We start from the raw sequence: 18,561 nt of genomic DNA on the forward strand, positions 1-18,561 counted from the left end.
CCCCCGTCTCCAGTCGGCCGCCCGCGAGGGCGAGCCGCTCCGTGAGGCCGGTCAGGCCGGTGCCGTGCCCCCCGCCCGGGCCCTGCCCGTCGTCGGTGACCGTGAGGCACAGCTCGTCGCCCTGCTCCGTCAGAGCGACCTCGCAGCGGCGCGCCCCGCTGTGCCGCACCACGTTGGTCACGGCCTCGCGCAGCGCCCAGGCCAGCGCGCCCTCCTCGTCGGGCGCGAGGTCCGGGTGGTCGACGGGGATGACGTCGATGGTCACGGTGATGCCCGCGGCCGCCAGCGCCGTACGCGCCCCGGCGACCTCGGCGTCCAGGGTGGGACGGCGGAAGCCGCTCACCGCCTCGCGGACGTCCACCAGCGCCTGCCTGCTGACCCGCTCGATGTCCGCGACCTGTTGCGCGGCCTGCTCGGGCTTGTCGGGCAGCATCCGTCCCGCCAGCTCGCTCTTGAGCGTGATGAGCGACAGCGAATGCCCCAGCAGGTCGTGCAGGTCGCGGGCGAGGCGCAGTCGCTCCTCGTTGGCGGCGAGGTGGGCGACGGTGGCCCGGGCCTCCTGCAGCGCCCTGGTCGTACGGGCCATGTGGCGCACCCCGACCATGGCGAACCCGCCGAGCAGTGCCGGGATGACGAGGGCCGGCAGGAAGTCGTTGCCGTTGCCCGAGGTGGTGAGCCCCACCACGACCAGCGCGCAGATGACCGTTCCGATCGCGACGCGCGCGGCCCTGTGCGGGAGGGTCGCCCCGCAGCCGACGCACACGTAGACGAAGAGGACGAGCCACGGGGCGCCGAGCGCCAGCGACAGCACGATCGCCATCACCAGCAGCACGACCAGCGTGGGCAGCACCTGCACCCGCTCCAGCGGCCGTGAGGTGTTCCTGAACACGAGGGCGAGGTAGATGCCCACGAAGGCCAGCAGGCCGAGGCCGCCGAGTACGTCCCCGGTGGTCGAGTGCTTGCTGCCCAGGATGTCCTGGGCCGGGGCCGCCAGATAGGCGAACCAGATCCCGATCCAGGACAGCTTGATCAGCACCTGCCTGCGGTTGTCGGGGCTCTCCCCCACCGTGGCCGAGGCTTCCACCGGCTCGTCGTCGGCCGTGAGAGCCGCGTTCCAAAACTCGCGGAGGCGTACCCGCACGCTCATCCCTGCCCTTCCGTCACGCGGCTCTTCCCGGCTCCCGACCGGCATCCCGACCGGCTTCCTGGCCGGCCTTCCGGCCGGCCTTCCGACGCGCCCCCCTTGCGCGTCACGCCTTCTGAGTGTCCCTGCGGTACAGCCAGGCCGCCGCACCCGCGAAGATCACCAGGTAGCCGACCAGGATCGACACGTCCTTCAGGTGCGGGGCATTGCCCTGCTCGATGGCCTGGCCGAGGGCCGCGTACGCGTGGGTGGGGACCCACTCGATGATCTTCTGCACCCAGCTGGGGAAGGAGGCGGTCGGGAACCACAGGCCGCCCAGTGCCGACAGACCGAAGTAGATGATCATCGTGATGGGGCGCACGGCGTCACCGGTGGCGAGGTAGCCGATGGCCACGCCGAGGGCCGCGAAGACGATGCTGCCCGCCCAGATCGCGAACGTCAGTGCGACCCACTGCCAGGCCGCGTCGAACCGCACGTGCTTGACGGCCGCGGCGACCACGAAGACGACCACGATCGACGGCAGCGACACGACGGCGGCCGAGGCGACCTTCGCCGTCACATAGCCGCGCCCCGGCAGCGCGGTGAGGCGCAGCTGGCGCACCCAGCCCTTCTCGCGCTCCTTGGCGATGCGCTCGCTCTGGCCGACGAGGACGGCGGTGATCGCGCCGAAGGAGGCCATGGAGACCATCATCAGCAACGGCAGCGTCAGGTGCGTGCCCTTGACGAGTTCGGTCTCGCTGGCGCCACCCGCGATCAGCAGGTAGAGGGCCGCCGGGTAGAGCACCGAGAAGAACATGAACTTCTTGTTGCGCAGGGTGCGAGCGACTTCGAGCTTGATCAGAGTGTTCATCGGGCCGCCTCCTCGGCGGTCGCGGCGTCGGTGATGGCGATGAAGGCCTGCTCCAGGCCGAGGCCCGCGACCTCGAGGTTGCGCGGGTAGAGACCGAGCCCGTAGAGGGCGTGGACGGTCGCGTCCGCGTCGTGCGACTGGATGCGCACGGTACGGCCGGATATCTCCAGGTTGGCCAGGAACGGCAGCTCGCGCAGCGCGCCCTCGCCGATGTGCCCGTCCAGGTCGAAGACGATGCGCCGGGCGCCCGCCCGGGCCTTGATCTCGGCGGCGGAGCCGTCGGCGAGCACGCGCCCGCGGTGCAGCACGATCACCCGGTCGGCGATCGCGTCGGCCTCCTCCAGGTAGTGCGTCGCGAAGAGGATCGCGCGGCCCTGGCGTGCCTGGTCCCGCATGGTGGTCCAGAAGGTCTGGCGGGCGGTGACGTCCATGCCGGTGGTCGGCTCGTCCAGCACGATCAGCTCGTTGGCGCCGGCCGTCGCGAGGGCGAAGCGCACCCGCTGCTCCTGGCCGCCGGAGAGCTTGTTGACCATGCGGTCGGCGATCTCGGTCAGGCCCGCCTGCTCCAGCACCTGCTCGACGGGGTAGGCCCGGGGGTGCAGGTCGCAGGCGAGCTTCACCAGCTCACGGACCTTCACCTCCTCCATGAGGCCGCCGCTCTGCAGCACCGCGCCGACCTTGCCCTGCTCGATGGCCCGCTGCGGGGTCGTGCCGAAGAGCTCGACCCGGCCCGCGTCGGGGCTGCGCAGCCCCAGCAGGAGGTCGAGGGTGGAGGACTTGCCCGCGCCGTTGGGGCCCAGGAGGGCCACCGTCTCGCCCGGGTACAGCTGGAGGTCCAGATCGGCGACGGCCTTCACCGCGCCGTAGCTCTTGCTGACATGCTCAAAGCTGACCACGGGGGCGCCGGTGCGGCGCCCTTCCCCCGTGAACGTGCTCGCTGTAGTGGTCATACAGACGATATTCCCAGCTCATCGGCCGGGTCGGCAGTGTCGGTCGTCGTGTGGTCGGGATGACAGATGTCATGGGCCCGCCCATGACGACGCCGCGGAACGCGCGAGAGCCCCCGCGCCCGGTGGGGCACAGGGGCTCTCGCGCGGACGGCCGGCGGCCGCCGTCAGTTGCCGTTGAGCGTGATCACGCCGACCCGCTCGGCGGGCGTCTTGCCCACCAGGGCCTTGCGCAGGGCAACCACGACGTCCTGCGGCATGACGTCCGTCTTGCTGCCGTCACCGCGCTGGACCTTGACCCCGGCGAAGGTGGGGAGGACCAGCTGCTTGATCTCTTCGAGGTTGTAGGTGTCGACGAGCTTGCCGCTCACCTCCTTGACCGAAAGGATCTTCGGCAGGGAGTTGGCGCCGAGCGGGATGCTGTGCGCGGCATCGGTCTGCACGGTGACGTTGCCGGACATGGCGGGCTTCGCGAAGCTCTCCATCATCCGGTCGACCTCGGCCTTGTCGATCTTGGGCTGCTGGTTGCTCGTCGGCAGCTCGACCACCGCGTCCTGGCCGGTGGCGGCGCGGTCGCGGTACGCCTTGGCGACCATCGAGACGGCCTTGTCCGTGTCCAGGCCCTGGTAGGGCTGGCCGTAGACCGGCACGGCCTTGCCCGGCTCGAACTTGATCGTGCCGTCCTTGGCCGCGCCCGTCTCGCCCGAGACCCGCTTCAGCGCGTCCGCGATCTTCTCCTCGTCGGTGCCGATCACGGGCTCCGCTGTGCGCTTGCCGCCGACGAGCGAGCCGATGACCGTCATCGGGTTGTAGTCCCGGCCGGACGCGGAGCGCACCGTGGCCTGCGTGTCGATGGACAGACCGGCGACCTCGGGCTTGAGCTCCGCCTGCTTGCCGCCGACCGACACCTTCAGCGGCGCGGTCGCGCGGTCGCCGAGGGCGTGGTCGAGCTTCTGCACGGCCTGCTCCTTGGAGCTGCCGCCGATGGCCACGCCCAGCACCGTGGTGCCGTTGGGCACGTCCGCGTGGTCGAGCAGCAGCCCGGCGCCGTACGCGACGGCGACGAGGCCGATGATCCCGCCACCGGCCAGGACCAGCTTGGAGCGGCCCTTCTTCTTGGGCTTGCCCTTGCCCTTGGCCGGGGCGCCCTTGGCCGGGGAGCTCTTCGCCGGGGGCGGCGGCACGACACCCTTACCACCGGGCGGCGGGGGAACGACACCCTTACCGCCGGGCGGCGGCACAACGCCCTTACCACCAGGCGGCGGCGGCACAACGCCCTTACCACCAGGCGGCGGCGGCACCGCGGACTTGCCGCCGGGGGCGGGCACGCCGGACGCGGCACCCGGACCGGGCACGCCAGGCGCGCCGGGCACCTTCGGCTTGGGCACGGCCACGCGGGGCGCGCCGCTGTCGACGGCGCCCTTCTGCCCCCCGGGCGGCGGCACGACGGGCACACCGCTGACGAGCGTCTCGCCCGCCGCGGCCCGGCCCGCGGGCGAGGGCGCGGGCACCTTGGGACCGCCGCCCTTCTTGCCACCCTGGGGACCGCCCTGAGGGCCACCCTGGGGAGCACCCTGGGCGCCGTTGCCGCCCTGGGGGCCGCCCTGCTGCTTCCGCTGCTGCTTCTGCTTCTTCTTGGGGGCCGCGGGGGCCTGCGGGGCGGCCTGCTGCGCACCGACGGGCGGCGCGGCCGCGGCGAACGGCGCGGCGGCACCCTGTCCCATGGCGGGCGCGGGGAACTGCTGCGTGGACTCCACGCCCTGCACGCCCTGGTTGCCGACAGCGCCCGGAGTGCCCATGGCACCGCCGCCGTTCCACGGTGTGGCACCCGTGGCAGTGGACGGGGACGAGGACGGGAAGGCGCCCGGCCAGTCGTCGACAGGAGCCGTGGCACCGGGGGCCTGCGGCTGCGGCATCGCGGCCGTCGTGGACGGCGAAGCCCCGGGCCAGTCGTCAACGGGAGCCCCAGCACCCGGCATCGACACCTGCGGCATCGCGGCCGTGGCCGAGGGATCGGCGAAACCGGGCACGGACGGCTGCTGCATGGTCCCGGTCACGGACGGGGAAGCCCCCGGCCAGTCGTCAACAGGAGCCTGCGGCTGCGGCATCGCACCCGTCGTGGACGGCGAAACACCCGGCCAGTCGTCAACAGGAGCCGTGGCACCCGGCATCGACACCTGCGGCATCGCAGCCGTGGCCGACGGGTCGGCGAAACCGGGCACGGACGGCTGCTGCGTCGCGCCCGTCGTCGAGGCACCGCCCGGCCAGTCGTCGCCGCCGGAGCGGCGCGCGGCGCGGCCCGTCGTCGTGTCGCCCTGCCAGGGCGTGGCGGCCGTGGTGGACGGGGAGGCACCGGGCCAGTCGTCGACCGGCGCGGCCGGGGCCGCCTGGCCGTTGCCCTGCCAGGGGGTCGCGCCGGTGGTGGAAGTGGAGGCACCGCCCGGCCAGTCGTCGACCGGGGCGGCCGGAGCCGCCTGGCCGCCGTTCTGCCAGGGCGTGGCGCCCGTAGCAGAAGGGGTCGAAGGAGCCGAAGGGGCCGAGGAGGCCGAGGTGTCCATGGGCCAGTCGTCGACCGGGGCGGCGACCGGCGGCGGGCTCTGGAGCAACGGGTTCGCGCTCGTGGCGCCCAGGGGGTCCGTGGGGAACGGCGTGGCACCCGTGACAGAGGGGTCCTGCGGGCCAGGAGCAGGCGCGCCGACCGGACCGGGGACGCCACCGGAAGCCGGAGCAGGAGCGGGAGCGGAAGCACCGGCGAAACCGGCGGGAGCACCGTCGGAGGCGCCGACACCCGGGAACGGGGCGGTGCCGCCGTGCAGAGCACCGCGGGCGGGAGGCGGCGTCGGAGTGGACGACTTGCGCGGCGCGAACCAGTCGCTCGTCTTCTCCTTCTCCGCCGGGCGCTCGTTCTGCTGCTCCGTCTGCTGGGCGCGCACGGCGGCGGACGCCTCGGAGCGGCGCGGCAGGGCGGGCTTGCCCGCGCCCGCGGGGCCACCGGCGCGCGGAGCACCGGGTGCGCCAGGGGCGCCGGGGACGCCGGTGACGGCGCCCGGAGCAGCCGGAGCGCCCAGCGCACCCGGAGCGCCCGCGGCGCTGTCGCCGGGGGCGGCCTCGTCGGCGACGGGCGTGCGCATGATGACCGGCGGAATGGGCCGCGAACCCGGGATGTTGATGCGGATCCGCGTCGTCAGCGTGGTCTCGGTCCTGGTGGGCTCGTCCGGCTTCGGCGTCACGGCAGGCCCTTCACCGCCACCGTCCGAGGACGCGTGGCGGGTTCCGTACGGCGGGGTCCCCGACGGGTAGGCGGTGGCGCCACCGCGCCCCTGGGGCCCGGAGGACGAACTGTCAGATTCACGGCTCAAAGCAGGTTCTCCCGGTTAGCTCCGCCGCCCGTCATGACCTCGTATCGGGCGGCTCGGCGGCGCGCACCACCATACTGGGCACCGCGGACACGCACTTGACGGCTGCCGGATACCCGGCGGCCGGGCATCCGACAGCACCCCGGCCCACCCCCTGCCCCACCAGGGCCGAGCCGGGCAAAAGCCGAGGCTGGGCCGGTCTGCACCGGACTGTGCCGGTCTGTGCTGGTCAAGGCCGGTGGAAGCCCTCGGGGAGCGAGGGGCGGGCTAGGCGGAATTCATCACGTCACTTGCCAAGTCGGACTGAAGGCCCGCCCGGTTGCGGCAGTTTCGGGAGGGTGGCGCACATCACAGCCACCACCATCCCGCCCAGCATGAAGGCGTACGAGCCGAGCCCCGCGCTGAACAGGAAGTCCCCCTCCGGCCTGCTCGTGGTGAGCAGCAGCACCGCGACGAGCCAGCCCGCGCCCGGCGCGATCCCGCCCCCTCTGGTGCGCGTGAGGACGACGCCGCCCCAGCAGAGCCCGGCGATGGCGAGGAGCGCCAGCGCCAACCCGCCGGGGAACCAGCCGCCTTGCACGAGCGCGCCCGCGAGCCCGGCCAGCGCCCCAAGGAGGAAGAGTCCGAGATATCCGCCCATACGCCCCAGGTTGGGCGGGGATGCCATGCCGGTCACGCGTCCCCCTCCGGAACGCCCGCGAAGAGGTCGTCCTCGCGCCCGGCCTCGGCCTCGCCCCGGACGAGCTTGTAGTACTCGGTGATGAAGAGAGGCTGCCCGAGGTCGTTGGAGAGCGCGAAGAAGGGGCCGTCCACGGCGATCTGGGTGGCGTGGGCACGCATCGCGGCCGCCTTCCGCTCCGCGTACGCGGAGCCGTCGACGGCGGCGGTCACCTCGGCGTCGTCGACCACGCCGGGCACGTCGGACGGGGCGGCGATGCCCGGGAAGGGCTTGTCGATGCCCCGCTCGCGCAGGCGCGCGAAGCCCGCCTCGACCTCGGAGAGGGGCAGACAGTTCCAGTAGACCTTGGCCACCTCGTACGGCTCGCCCAGGTCGCGGCGGAAGGCCCGCTCACCGGCGAGCTCGACGGCGCGCATGGCGACGCGGTGGGCCTGGATGTGGTCGGGGTGGCCGTAGCCGCCGTCGGGGTCGTAGGTGACGAGCACCTGGGGCCGCACCTCGCGAATCACCTCCACGAGGGACGCGGCGGCCTCGTCCACGTCGGCCTGCCAGAAGCTGTGGGGGCGGTCGTTCTGCGGGGCGCCCATCATGCCGGAGTCGCGGTAGCGCCCGGCGCCGCCGAGGAGGCGGTGGTCGCTGACGCCCAGCTCCCGCATGGCGGCGGCGAGCTCGCCGGCGCGGTACGGCCCGAGGGCGTCGTCCCGGTCGGCGGCGAGGTGCGCGAGCGCCTCCGGGATGACCTCGCCCTCCTCACCGAGGGTGCAGGTCACGAGGGTGACATGGGCCCCTTCGGCCGCGTACTTGGCCATGGTCGCGCCGTTGTTGATCGATTCGTCGTCCGGGTGCGCGTGCACCAGGAGCAGCCGGCGGCCCGGCAGGGAGGAGCTGTCGGTCATGGGAACAGCCTACGAGTCCGACGGGCCCGGCGGGCGCCCGACCGTGCGGCCGCCGGCGCCCGTGGCGCCCTCGGGCGCCCCGGGACCTTCAGGAGCTCCGCCGGGGCCCCCACCGGGGACACCCGCCGGGAACCCCGGCGAAGAGAGTCCTATGAATCCCATGAGTCCCATAAGTTCCACAAGCCCCACGAGTCCTGCGAGCCCTACGAAATGTCGAAACGCTCAGAACTTGATGTTGCTGATCACGTCGGTGGCGCTCTTCGTCAGCTGGTTGAGCGTCGGAGCGATCGACGAGCTCGAGAGGTAGAACCCCAGCAGCACGCAGACCGCGGCGTGGCCCGCCTTCAGCCCGGACTTCCGGACCAGCAGGAAGACGACGATCGCCAGCAGCACCACCGCCGAAATCGAGAGTGCCACAGCGGTTCACCTCCATGAACGCGCGGTCGGACGACGACAGGCAGGCGACATGCGGATGCCACCCGAGACATACCAACTATGCGTCAGTGATCATAACTTTCCGGTGCGCGAACCTCACTCGGTGCACAGGAGCAAATTCGGGGCGCACGGCGAGATCCCGCCGCCCCGAGGTGGGTCCGGCCCTGCAACGCCTAGGCTCACGCCATGACCGAAGACCTCTCGTTCCCACGTCAGTACGCGCGGACACAGCGTTTTTCGCTCGGCGCGCCGCGGTCCTTCAGCGTGTCACCGGACGGCTCGCGCGTCGTGTTCCTGCGCTCCCGCACCGGCACCGACCGCGCCAACGTCCTGTGGGTGCTGGACCCCGCGACGGGACGGGAGCACCCGGCGGCCGACCCGGCCGTCCTTCTGGGCGGCGCGCGGGAGGAGTTGTCCGCGGAGGAGCGGGCCCGGCGCGAGCGCAGCCGCGAGGGGGCGGCGGGGGTCGTGGCCTACGCCGTGGACACGGCGGTGGAGTTGGCCTCCTTCACCCTGTCCGGGCGGCTGTTCATCGCGGAGCTGCGCAGCGGCACCGCCCGTGAGCTGGACGTTCCCGGCCCTGTCGCGGATCCGCGGCCGTCGCCCGACGGCCGCAGGATCGCCTACGCGGCGGACGGCGCGCTGCGGGTCGTCGAGGCGGACGGCAGCGGGGACCGCGCCCTGGCGGAGCCCGACGGCCCGGGGGTGACCTGGGGTCTCGCGGAGTTCATCGCGGCGGAGGAGATGGACCGGACACGCGGCTTCTGGTGGGCGCCGGACGGCGGGTCGCTGCTGGTCGCGCGGGTGGACGACACGCCCGTGCGGCGCTGGTGGATCGCCGACCCCGCCAACCCGGACCGGGAGCCTGCCGAGGTGGCCTACCCGGCGGCGGGCACTCCGAACGCGCTGGTCACCCTGCATCTGCTGGGTCTGGACGGCTCCCGCACGGACGTCGAGTGGGACCGCGAACGGCACCCCTACCTGGCCCAGGTCCACTGGTCGGAGGGGCACCCTCCGCTGTTGCTCGCGCAGTCCCGCGACCAGCGGAGCCAGGTGTACCTGACGGTGGATACGACGACCGGCGCGACCCGCGTCCTGCACACGGACGAGGACGCAAAGTGGCTGGATCTGTTCCCTGGCGTACCCGCCTGGACCCCGGACGGCAGGCTCGTACGGATCGGGGACGAGGGCGGCGTACGGGCCCTGACGGTGGACGGCCGGGCGCTGACCGGGCCGGAGTTGCACGTCCGCGCCGTACTCGACGTCACCGCCGACGACCTGCTCGTCTCCGCCTCCGCCGGGCCGGACGCCAAGGCTCCGGAGACCGGCGAGGCCCATGTCTACCGCGTCCACGAGGGCGGCGTCGAGCGCCTCTCGGAGGGGGCGGGCTGGCACTCGGCCGTACGGTCCGGGGCGGTCACCGTCCTGCTGTCCGCGTCCCTGGAGCACAGCGGGGCGACGGTCCGGGTGGTACGGGACGGCGTACGGACGGCCACCGTCGCCTCGTACGCGGAAGCGCCCGTCCTGGCCTCCCGCGCACGGCTCACGGAGGCGGGCGCGCGCCGCATCCCGTGCGCCGTCCTGCTGCCGACGGGGTACGACGCGGAGCGCGACGGTCCGCTCCCGGTGCTCATGGACCCCTACGGCGGCCCGCACGGGCAGCGCGTGGTGGCCGCGCACAACTCCCACCTCACCTCGCAGTGGTTCGCCGACCAGGGCTTCGCCGTGGTGGTCGCGGACGGCCGGGGCACCCCGCACCACTCGCCCGACTGGGAGAAGGCCGTCCGCGACGACTTCGCGGGCGCGACGCTGGACGACCAGGTCGAGGCGCTCCAGGCCCTGGCCGAGCACCATCCGCTCGACCTCGGCAGGGTCGGCATCCGCGGCTGGTCCTACGGCGGCTACCTCGCCGCGCTGGCCGTGCTGCGCCGCCCGGACGTCTTCCACGCGGGCATCGCGGGCGCCCCGGTGACCGACTGGCGGCTGTACGACACGCACTACACCGAGCGCTACCTCGGGCACCCGGACGAGCGGCCGGAGGTCTACGCCCGCAACTCCCTCGTCACGGACGAGGGCCTGAGCGGGGCAGCGGAGCGGACGCGGCCACTGATGATCATCCACGGCCTCGCGGACGACAACGTGGTGGCGGCGCACACCCTGCGCCTGTCCTCCGCACTCCTCGCGGCGGGCCGCCCGCACGAGGTGCTCCCGCTCTCCGGGGTGACCCACATGACGCCGCAGGAGCAGGTGGCGGAGAACCTGCTCCTGCTCCAGGTCGACTTCCTGAAGCGGTCCCTGGGGATGTGACGGCCGCGCCCGGCGTTTGCCGGCGAAGCCGCGAAGCCGTGTTGCAGAAAGGACACGACCTGCGGCTTTCCGGCAGGCCCGGGCACCGGTTGCCGCAGCACCCTTGACCGGGCCGCGAATCCATTGCCAGAGTCCGCTCAACCCACCGCGCGCTCCACGTCGGCGAGGGGCCTACCGGACTACTGTGCGGGGGATTCAGACGATGGCGAGTCCTTCCCTTCCTCCTGTGAATGCGAACGACGCGCTGCCCGGGCCGCCCGGAACGGCGACGGCACCCGAGGGCCGGTCGCCAGGGCAGCTGATGTGGCGGCGCTTCAAACGCGACCGGGCGGGGGTGGTCTCCGCCTATGTCGTCCTGTTCTTCTTTCTCGTCGCGGTGGCCGCCCCGCTGATCTCGAAGCTCTACGGCAAGAGCCCGACGGCGACGTACGGCCTCGACGAACAGGGCCTGCTGAACGAGTTCGGCTATCCCGTGAAGCCCAACGGCGGTATTTCCGGCCGCTTCTGGTTCGGTATCGAACCAACCCTCGGGCGGGACGTGCTCACCCAGCTCGTCTACGGCATCCGGACCTCGCTGCTCATCGCGGCGGCGGCCACCGTGCTGTGCGTGGTCACGGGGGTGCTCATCGGGGTGACCGCCGGTTATCTGGGCGGCAGGACCGACTATCTGCTCGGGCGGTTCATCGATCTGCTGCTGGCCTTTCCCGCGCAGCTGTCCTTCATCGCCTTCACCCCGGTCGTCTACTCCCTTTTCGTCAGCCCGGAAAAGGAGACACCCACCTATCTGCGGGCGCTCACCCTGATCCTCGTGCTGTGGGTGCTGGGCTGGATGGGCCTGGCGCGGCTGCTGCGCGGGCAGGTGCTGAGCCTGCGCGAGCGGGAGTTCGTGGAGGCGGCGAAGGTCACCGGGGCCTCGCCCTGGCGGATCATCACCAAGGAGCTGCTGCCGAACCTGTGGACCCCGATCCTGGTGCAGTCGACGCTGATGCTGCCGACGATCGTCACCATCGAGGCGGGGCTCTCCTTCATCGGCGTCGGCATCGTGGAGCCCACCCCCGACTGGGGCCGGATGTTCGCCAACGGCGCCCATTACTACGAGAGCGACATCACCTACATCTTCTTCCCCGGCATCGCGATGATCGTCTTCGTCGTCGCCTTCAACCTGCTCGGGGACTCGGTCCGGGACGCCTTCGACCCCAGGACCGGCCGCTGACGCGCACGCCCCACCAGTGCATCGCAGCAACCGCAGTCACCGCAGCCATCGACGAACAGGCAGGTGCACCGCCCCATGAACCCGCTGACCCCGTTGAACCCACCGACTCCGCCGACCCCGCCGACCTCACCGAACCCGTCGGCCGCTCGGACGAGATCCCGCTCCGGAGCCCGGCTCCGTGCCGCCGTGGCCCTGGCGGCCGGAGCCCTGACGCTCTCCGCGTGCAGCAGCGGAGGCGGTGGCGGGGACGGTGGCAAGGACGACGGGCCCGGCGCGGACAAGAACAAAGCCTCGAACTACTCGATCGGCACCAAGGCCGACTCCACCGGCCCCGCCCCCGAGGTGCCCGGCGCCAAGAAGGGCGGCACCGTCGGCGTCCTCCAGCGCGACGCCTTCCAGCACCTGGACCCGGGGCAGATCTACTACAACGACATGCTCGCCAACCAGATGCTCTACAACCGCTCGCTGACCTCGTACAAGGTGGACGACCAGGGCAAGGTGAAGGTCGTCGGCGACCTCGCCACCGACGCGGGCACGTCCTCCGACGGCGGGAAGACCTGGACGTTCACCCTCAAGGACGGGATCAAGTTCGAGGACGGCTCGCCGGTCACCTCGCAGGACATCCGCTGGGGCGTCGAGCGGCTCTACGCCTCCTTCGAGACGGAGGGCCCGCAGTACATCCCGCAGTGGCTCTCCGGGGACGGGACCGAGTTCCGCAAGGCGCTGCCGGACGGCCCGTACAACGGCAAGCACCTGCCGTCCTCGGTGCTGGACACCCCGGACGCCAAGACGATCGTCTTCCACTTCCTGGCTCCGCACGCGGACGCCCCCTTCGCGACCGCGATGCCCAACATCGGCCCGGTCAAGGCCGCCAAGGACACCAAGCAGAAGTACGACAACGCGCCCTTCTCCACCGGCCCCTACAAGGTCGCCGACTACAAGAACGGCAAGTCGCTGACCCTGGTGCGCAACGAGGCGTGGGACCCGAGGACCGACCCGATCCGGCACCAGTACGCGGACCGGTTCGAGATCAGCGTCGGCCACCAGTTCGCCGACTCCACCCGCCGCTTCCTCGCCGACCAGGGCAGCGACAAGAACACCATGTCGTACTCCAACGCCGTGGCCCCCGAGATGACCCAGAAGGTCCTCGACCAGCCGGACACCAAGGCCCGCCGCTTCCTGGAGATCCAGCCGTACGTCGACTACATCAGCTTCAACATGGACCGGCTGAAGGACGTGAAGGTCCGCAAGGCCCTCGCGTACGCGATGCCCAACGGGCAGATCCTCCAGCAGATGGGCGGCGCGCCCGCGGGCACGGTCGCCACCAACTACCTGTCGCCCGCGATGGACGGCTACAAGCCCACCGACCCGTACGGCAAGAAGGCCAAGCCCGCCGGTGACACCGACAAGGCCCGGCAGCTGCTCAAGGAGGCGGGCAAGGAGGGCCAGGAGATCGTCTTCGCCTACGCGAACACCGACACCTGGCAGAAGGTCTCCGTGGTCATCACCCAGGCCCTGGAACGGGCGGGGTTCAAGGTGCAGAAGAAAGAGATCGACGCCAACACCTACCGGTCGGCGATCGCCGAGGTGAAGAACAAGTTCGACATCTACCGCTCGTCCTGGGGCGCGGACTGGCCCGTCTCCTCGACCGTGGTGCCCCCGCTCTTCGACGGACGCCAGATCGCGGACGGCGGCCAGAACTACGGGCACCTCAACGACCCCGCGGTCAACAAGGAGATCGACCGGATCAACGCGATCCCGGACGTGAAGAAGGCCGCGCCCGAGTGGCAGAAGCTCGCCGACAAGATCTTCACGGACGACGTGCCGGGCGTGCCGACCTTCTACAACAGCCAGTTCGCGCTGTGGGGCTCGAACCTCGGCGGGGTGCGCTACCAGCCGGTCTACGGCATCGCCGACCCGACGGGCGTCTACGTCAAGTGACAGCGGCTACGTCAAGTGACGGCGCCGACGTCCGACGCCGCGTGACCGCCGACCGGAAGGACGGCCCATGCTCCGCTTCCTCGCCCGCCGCTCGCTCGGCGCGCTCGTCATCATCCTGCTGATCAGCGCGATCACCTTCCTGCTGTTCTTCGCGCTGCCCTCGCAGCCGGCCCTGATGTCCTGCGGCAAGAACTGCACCCCGGACGCCATCGCCGTCATCAACAAGAACCTCGGCCTCGACCAGCCGGTGCCCGTGCAGTACTGGCACTACATGGTGGGCATCTTCGCGGGCCGCGACTTCTCCGTGGGCCACTGCCCGGCGCCCTGCTTCGGCTACTCCTTCTCCAACCAGCAGCCGGTGTGGGGCACCATCGTGGACCGCTTCCCGACGACCCTGTCGATCACGCTCGGCGGCGCGGCCGTCTTCCTCGTCGTGGGCGTCGGCATCGGCATGCTCGCCGCCGCCTTCCGGGGCACCTGGGTCGACAAGTTCTTCAGCTCGCTGTCGCTGGTGGGGAACGCCCTGCAGATCTATTTCGTGGGGGTCGTCGCACTCGCCGTCCTCGTCAGCGGGCTGCACTGGATGGACAACCCCGCCTATTACCCCATCACCGAGAACCCCGGGAAATGGTTCATGGGGATGCTCATCCCCTGGCTGGTGCTGTCCATCATCTTCATCGCCAACTACAGCAGGATGACGCGTTCGCAAATGATCGAGCAGCTGGGAGAGGACCATGTGCGCACCGCGCGCGCCAAAGGCCTTTCACGGCGCACCGTCTTCTTCCGTTACGCCTGGCGGGGGGCGATGGCACCGATCGTCACCATCTTCGGCATCGACCTGGGCTCGCTCTTCGGCGGTGCGATCATCACGGAATTCACCTTCAGCCTGCACGGTCTGGGCAGGCTCGCGGTCTCCTCGGTGAGCGAGACGGATCTGCCGACGCTGATGGCGGTGATGCTCGTCGGGTGTACGGCGATCGTGATCGCCAACATCGTGGTGGATGCGGCGTATGCGCTTATCGATCCGCGGGTGCGGCTCGCCTAGTGGGTGGGTCGGTGATGTCGGTTGGCGACTGCGGGTTGTTTGTGGCTGGTCGCGCAGTTCCCCGCGCCCCTAAAGGGCGCCACTTCGATCGTTCGGGAGAAAAATGACGTCGGACGCCTTTCTCTCCGTACGGGACCTCTCCGTGCGTTTTCGCACGGAGGACGGCGTCGTGCGGGCCGTCGACCGGGTCGGCTTCGAGCTGGAGCGCGGGCGCACGCTCGGCATCGTCGGCGAGTCCGGCTCCGGGAAGTCCGTCACCAGCCTCTCCGTCCTGGGGCTGCACGACCCGCGCCACACCGAGATCGAGGGCGAGATCGCGCTCGACGGCCAGGTGCTGACCGGCGCCCCGGAGTCCGTGCTGGAGAAGCTGCGTGGCAACAAGATGGCGATGGTCTTCCAGGACTCGCTCACCGCGCTCTCCCCCTACTACACGGTGGGCCGCCAGATCGCCGAGCCGTTCCGCAAGCACACCGGGGCGTCCCGGCACGAGGCCCGGCAGCGCGCGGTCGAGATGCTCGACAAGGTCGGCATCCCCAACGCGCGGCTCCGCGTCGACGACTACCCGCACCAGTTCTCCGGCGGCATGCGGCAGCGCGCGATGATCGCCATGGCGCTCGTCTGCGACCCCGAGCTGCTGATCGCCGACGAGCCGACGACGGCCCTCGACGTGACCGTGCAGGCGCAGATCCTCGACCTGCTCAAGGACCTCCAGCAGCAGACCGGTTCCGCGATCGTGCTCATCACCCACGACCTGGGCGTCGTCGCCCACACCGTGGACGAGCTGCTGGTGATGTACGCGGGCCGGGTCGTCGAGCGCGGCACGGTCGACGAGGTGCTGCGCGCGCCCCGGCACCCGTACACCTGGGGTCTGCTGGGCTCGATGCCCCGGCTGGAGTCGGACGTCGACGAGCCCCTCGTCCCCATCCCCGGCGCCCCGCCGAGCCTGCTGGCGCCACCGCCCGGCTGCCCCTTCCACCCGCGCTGCGCGTACGCGGCCGAGGTGGCCGGCGACCGCTGCCGTACGGAACGCCCCGAACTGCGCCCGGGCCGGGCCGCCGCCTGCCACCTGCCGGGCGAGCGACAGCGGGCGGTCTTCACCGAACAGATCGCCCCACGACTGAGCTGAGAGGTTGTCCCATGAGTGACACGGTGTCGCGGGGCGAGCCGCTGCTCGTCGCCGAGGGCCTGACCAAGCACTTCCCGGTCATGGGCGGCTTCCCGTTCCGGCGGCGGGTCGGCGCGGTGCAGGCCGTGGACAAGATCGACCTGACCGTACGGGCGGGCGAGAGCTTCGGGCTCGTCGGCGAGTCGGGCTGCGGCAAGTCCACCACCGGGCGGCTCCTCACCCGCCTCCTGGAGCCCACGGCGGGCCGGATCAGCTACCGCGGCCGCGACATCACCCACGCCCGGCGCACGGAGCTCGCGCCGGTCCGCTCCGAGATCCAGATGATTTTCCAGGACCCGTACTCGTCACTGAACCCGAGACAGACGGTGGGCCGGATCATTTCCGGCCCGATGGAGATCAACGGCATCGATCCGGCGGGCGGCCGCGAGGCACGCGTCCGCGAACTCCTCGAAATCGTCGGCCTCAATCCCGAGCACTACAACCGCTTCCCGCACGAATTCTCCGGCGGGCAGCGGCAACGCATCGGCGTGGCCCGCGCCCTGGCGCTGGAACCGCGGCTGGTGGTGGCGGACGAGCCGGTCTCCGCACTCGATGTCTCCATCCAGGCCCAGGTGGTGAACCTGCTCCGTTCCCTGCAACGGGACCTGGGCATCGCGTTCCTTTTCATCGCCCACGATCTGGCGGTGGTACGGCATTTCTCGCACCGGGTGGCGGTGATGTACCTGGGGAAAATCGTGGAGACGGGCTCACGGGACGACATCTACCGCAGCCCGCGCCACCCGTACACGCACGCGCTCCTCTCGGCCGTCCCGGAGGGCGTGACGGCTTCGCCGTCCCCCCGCCGCGAACGCATCCGCCTGACGGGCGACGTCCCCTCCCCCATCCTCCCGCCGTCGGGCTGCCGTTTCCGCACGCGCTGCTGGAAGGCGACGGAGCTGTGCGCGACGGAGGAACCGCCATTGGCACAGGCGGACGGCAGCCCGGAGTCACATGTGACGGCTTGCCATTTCCCGGAACCGGCGGCGTGAACCGTGGGATTCCACAGGGTCAGGACGAGCCCGGGAAGCGGAAGTCCCGGTACAACGGCGTGTCCCCATAGGCCGGGCCGCGCATGCGCAGGGCGGAGCCGACGAGGGCGTGGTTCAGCATGTACAGACGGTGCTCCTCACGGCCCCCTTCGGAGAGCTGGTCGATGACCCAGCCGACGGGCGTCGCACCCCGGTAGGCGTCCCTCGGCTCGTACAGAAGGTGCGCGGAGCCGATCTCGCCCAGCACATTGAGCGTGTAGGCGAACGGATAGGGGCGGTTGATCCGGTCGTCGTCCGTGCGGTCCAGGTCGGGGAAGCCGTCCACCAGCCGCTCCAGCGGCTCAGCGGTGATCAGGTCCATCCGCCCGGTGAGCATCGCGGTCTGGATGACGTACGCGTAGGCGATCCCGTTGAGGAAGTAGTTCGCCCCGGGGTCGATGTGCTCCCACTGGCCCACGATGTCCTCGACGAGCGCGTCCAGGTCGGGGACCTGGTCGTCCAGCCGGCCGAGGTTGTGCAGGGCCATGAGGTAGTACAGGCCCATGTGGGTGCGCTCGACGGGGGTGATGCGGCCCAGCAGTTCCTTTGCCTCGGCCAGCCGGTCGCGGCCGTGGTTCAGGTACTCCGCCGGGCGGCCGCTCATGGCGATGGCGTTGAGCATCGTCAGCAGCGGATAGATCTTCGGGAAGGCCTCCGACATGGGCTGCGGGAACGCCGGGGGGCTGTTCAGCTCGTCCGCGCGGTCGAGGTGGTCGAGGACCTCCTTCACGTAGTCGCGGCCCTCGCCGTGGATGAAGCGCTCGTATCCGAGCAGCGAGACCACCGACAGCAGGACGGAGCCGCCGCGTCCGCGGAAGAACGGCGCCGGGATCTCCTCCAGCAGGCCGAGCGCCTCGCGGATGTAGTTGCGCCGCCCTGCCACCAGTCGCTCCTTCAGGCCGAGTTGGCCGAAGGCGAGAAAGACGGCGGAGTAGGCGGACAGCTTCTCGTAGTGGCCGTGGCGTCCGGCGTTCTCGTCCTTGATCCGGTCCGGCTCGATGGTGTCGGCGACGGCCAGCATCTCCGCCGGGAAGTCGGTGTCGGCGTTCACCAGCAGGGCCTTGTCCAGGCGCAGCTTGGCGAAGGCGTCCATCAGGATGCAGCCCGCCATGAGCCGGAAGTACGGGTTCTCCTCGGCACGGACGGTGTCCAGGATCGGGCCGACGGCCTTCGCCAGGTCCTCGCGGCGCAGGCTTCGGGCGGGGTCCACGACGTCGAGGACGAGGTCGGTGAGCAGCCGGGAGAACCGGGTGTAGGCGCTCCGGTCGGCGCCCTTCCCGGCGAGCAGGGCGAACGTGTGGCGGATCCGCGCGGCGGCGGCGGGGTCGTACGCGACCGGGTACTGGCCCAGGCCCGTACCGCGCACCATGCGGCTCCACGGGGTGGCGATCATACGGGTCTCGTTGGACAGGTGCCGCAGGCCGTCCACCGGGACCGGGAACGGGGCGGAGGTGATGGGCATGGTCATGCGAAGGCTTTCTGCAGAGTGGGTGTTCGTGGGCCGGGCCGGTCGCCGGCAGGCACGGCCGTGCCTGCCGGCGACCGGCGGGGAAGT

Annotated in this window: 14 protein-coding genes; 6 read left to right on the forward strand and 8 right to left on the reverse strand. The window is 71.3% G+C overall.

The window, feature by feature from the left end:
• From K6I34_RS05375 to K6I34_RS05405, 7 genes are all read right to left on the reverse strand, one after another.
• The coding region (locus tag K6I34_RS05375) for a sensor histidine kinase (protein WP_229322911.1) at positions 1-1,147 on the reverse strand (1,147 nt) is incomplete at its 3' end.
• Between the two features lie 103 nt (positions 1,148-1,250).
• Positions 1,251-1,994, reverse strand: a complete 744-nt coding sequence (locus tag K6I34_RS05380; RefSeq protein ID WP_229322912.1) for an ABC transporter permease — start codon at positions 1,992-1,994, stop codon at positions 1,251-1,253.
• On the reverse strand, positions 1,991-2,944 hold the full coding sequence (locus K6I34_RS05385) for an ABC transporter ATP-binding protein (RefSeq protein ID WP_229322913.1): 954 nt from the start codon (positions 2,942-2,944) through the stop codon (positions 1,991-1,993). The genes K6I34_RS05380 and K6I34_RS05385 overlap by 4 nt, the downstream gene beginning before the upstream one ends.
• Positions 2,945-3,108: 164 nt before the next feature.
• The gene (locus K6I34_RS05390; RefSeq protein WP_308293964.1) at positions 3,109-6,171 is read right to left on the reverse strand and encodes a hypothetical protein; all 3,063 of its coding nucleotides are present in this window, start codon (positions 6,169-6,171) and stop codon (positions 3,109-3,111) included.
• Positions 6,172-6,583: 412 nt separating this feature from the next.
• A complete protein-coding gene (locus K6I34_RS05395) occupies positions 6,584-6,964 on the reverse strand; it encodes a DUF6113 family protein (protein ID WP_229322927.1) in 381 nt (126 codons plus the stop codon).
• 5 nt (positions 6,965-6,969) lie between these two features.
• Positions 6,970-7,872: an N-acetyl-1-D-myo-inositol-2-amino-2-deoxy-alpha-D-glucopyranoside deacetylase gene (gene mshB / locus K6I34_RS05400; RefSeq protein ID WP_229322915.1), complete on the reverse strand. Its 903-nt coding sequence runs from the start codon at positions 7,870-7,872 to the stop codon at positions 6,970-6,972.
• 222 nt (positions 7,873-8,094) lie between these two features.
• Positions 8,095-8,289: a hypothetical protein gene (locus tag K6I34_RS05405; RefSeq protein WP_121799707.1), complete on the reverse strand. Its 195-nt coding sequence runs from the start codon at positions 8,287-8,289 to the stop codon at positions 8,095-8,097.
• Between the two features lie 204 nt (positions 8,290-8,493).
• On the opposite strand from K6I34_RS05405, the gene K6I34_RS05410 reads away from it, so the two are divergent.
• The 6 genes from K6I34_RS05410 (at position 8,494) to K6I34_RS05435 (ending at position 16,967) form a co-directional block, all read left to right on the forward strand.
• Positions 8,494-10,614 carry a S9 family peptidase gene (locus K6I34_RS05410; protein WP_229322916.1) on the forward strand — a complete coding sequence of 707 codons (2,121 nt, stop codon included), beginning with the start codon at positions 8,494-8,496 and terminating at the stop codon, positions 10,612-10,614.
• Between the two features lie 202 nt (positions 10,615-10,816).
• A complete protein-coding gene (locus K6I34_RS05415) occupies positions 10,817-11,827 on the forward strand; it encodes an ABC transporter permease (protein ID WP_374230817.1) in 1,011 nt (336 codons plus the stop codon).
• A 186-nt stretch (positions 11,828-12,013) separates the two neighbouring features.
• A complete protein-coding gene (locus K6I34_RS05420; RefSeq protein WP_229322917.1) occupies positions 12,014-13,768 on the forward strand; it encodes an ABC transporter substrate-binding protein in 1,755 nt (584 codons plus the stop codon).
• A 67-nt stretch (positions 13,769-13,835) separates the two neighbouring features.
• Positions 13,836-14,813: an ABC transporter permease gene (locus K6I34_RS05425; RefSeq protein WP_229322918.1), complete on the forward strand. Its 978-nt coding sequence runs from the start codon at positions 13,836-13,838 to the stop codon at positions 14,811-14,813.
• 103 nt (positions 14,814-14,916) lie between these two features.
• Positions 14,917-15,939, forward strand: a complete 1,023-nt coding sequence (locus tag K6I34_RS05430) for an ABC transporter ATP-binding protein (RefSeq protein WP_229322919.1) — start codon at positions 14,917-14,919, stop codon at positions 15,937-15,939.
• Positions 15,940-15,950: 11 nt separating this feature from the next.
• Complete coding sequence (locus tag K6I34_RS05435) at positions 15,951-16,967, forward strand: ABC transporter ATP-binding protein (protein ID WP_229322920.1); 1,017 nt, start codon at positions 15,951-15,953, stop codon at positions 16,965-16,967.
• Positions 16,968-16,986: 19 nt separating this feature from the next.
• Here K6I34_RS05435 and K6I34_RS05440 read toward each other — a convergent pair whose 3' ends face one another.
• Positions 16,987-18,474, reverse strand: a complete 1,488-nt coding sequence (locus K6I34_RS05440) for a hypothetical protein (protein WP_229322921.1) — start codon at positions 18,472-18,474, stop codon at positions 16,987-16,989.
• Positions 18,475-18,561: the final 87 nt, after the last annotated feature.

The sequence above is a fragment of the Streptomyces sp. UNOC14_S4 genome, from assembly GCF_020740835.1.
Taxonomy (GTDB): domain Bacteria; phylum Actinomycetota; class Actinomycetes; order Streptomycetales; family Streptomycetaceae; genus Streptomyces.

Coding starts and splice junctions, on each gene's coding strand:
- K6I34_RS05380 (WP_229322912.1), bottom strand. CDS start 1,994: ATGAACACTCTGATCAAGCTCGAAGTCGCTCGCACCCTGCGCAACAAG.
- mshB (WP_229322915.1), bottom strand. CDS start 7,872: ATGACCGACAGCTCCTCCCTGCCGGGCCGCCGGCTGCTCCTGGTGCAC.
- K6I34_RS05395 (WP_229322927.1), bottom strand. CDS start 6,964: ATGGCATCCCCGCCCAACCTGGGGCGTATGGGCGGATATCTCGGACTC.
- K6I34_RS05430 (WP_229322919.1), top strand. CDS start 14,917: ATGACGTCGGACGCCTTTCTCTCCGTACGGGACCTCTCCGTGCGTTTT.
- K6I34_RS05410 (WP_229322916.1), top strand. CDS start 8,494: ATGACCGAAGACCTCTCGTTCCCACGTCAGTACGCGCGGACACAGCGT.
- K6I34_RS05440 (WP_229322921.1), bottom strand. CDS start 18,474: ATGACCATGCCCATCACCTCCGCCCCGTTCCCGGTCCCGGTGGACGGC.
- K6I34_RS05425 (WP_229322918.1), top strand. CDS start 13,836: ATGCTCCGCTTCCTCGCCCGCCGCTCGCTCGGCGCGCTCGTCATCATC.
- K6I34_RS05385 (WP_229322913.1), bottom strand. CDS start 2,944: ATGACCACTACAGCGAGCACGTTCACGGGGGAAGGGCGCCGCACCGGC.
- K6I34_RS05435 (WP_229322920.1), top strand. CDS start 15,951: ATGAGTGACACGGTGTCGCGGGGCGAGCCGCTGCTCGTCGCCGAGGGC.
- K6I34_RS05415 (WP_374230817.1), top strand. CDS start 10,817: ATGGCGAGTCCTTCCCTTCCTCCTGTGAATGCGAACGACGCGCTGCCC.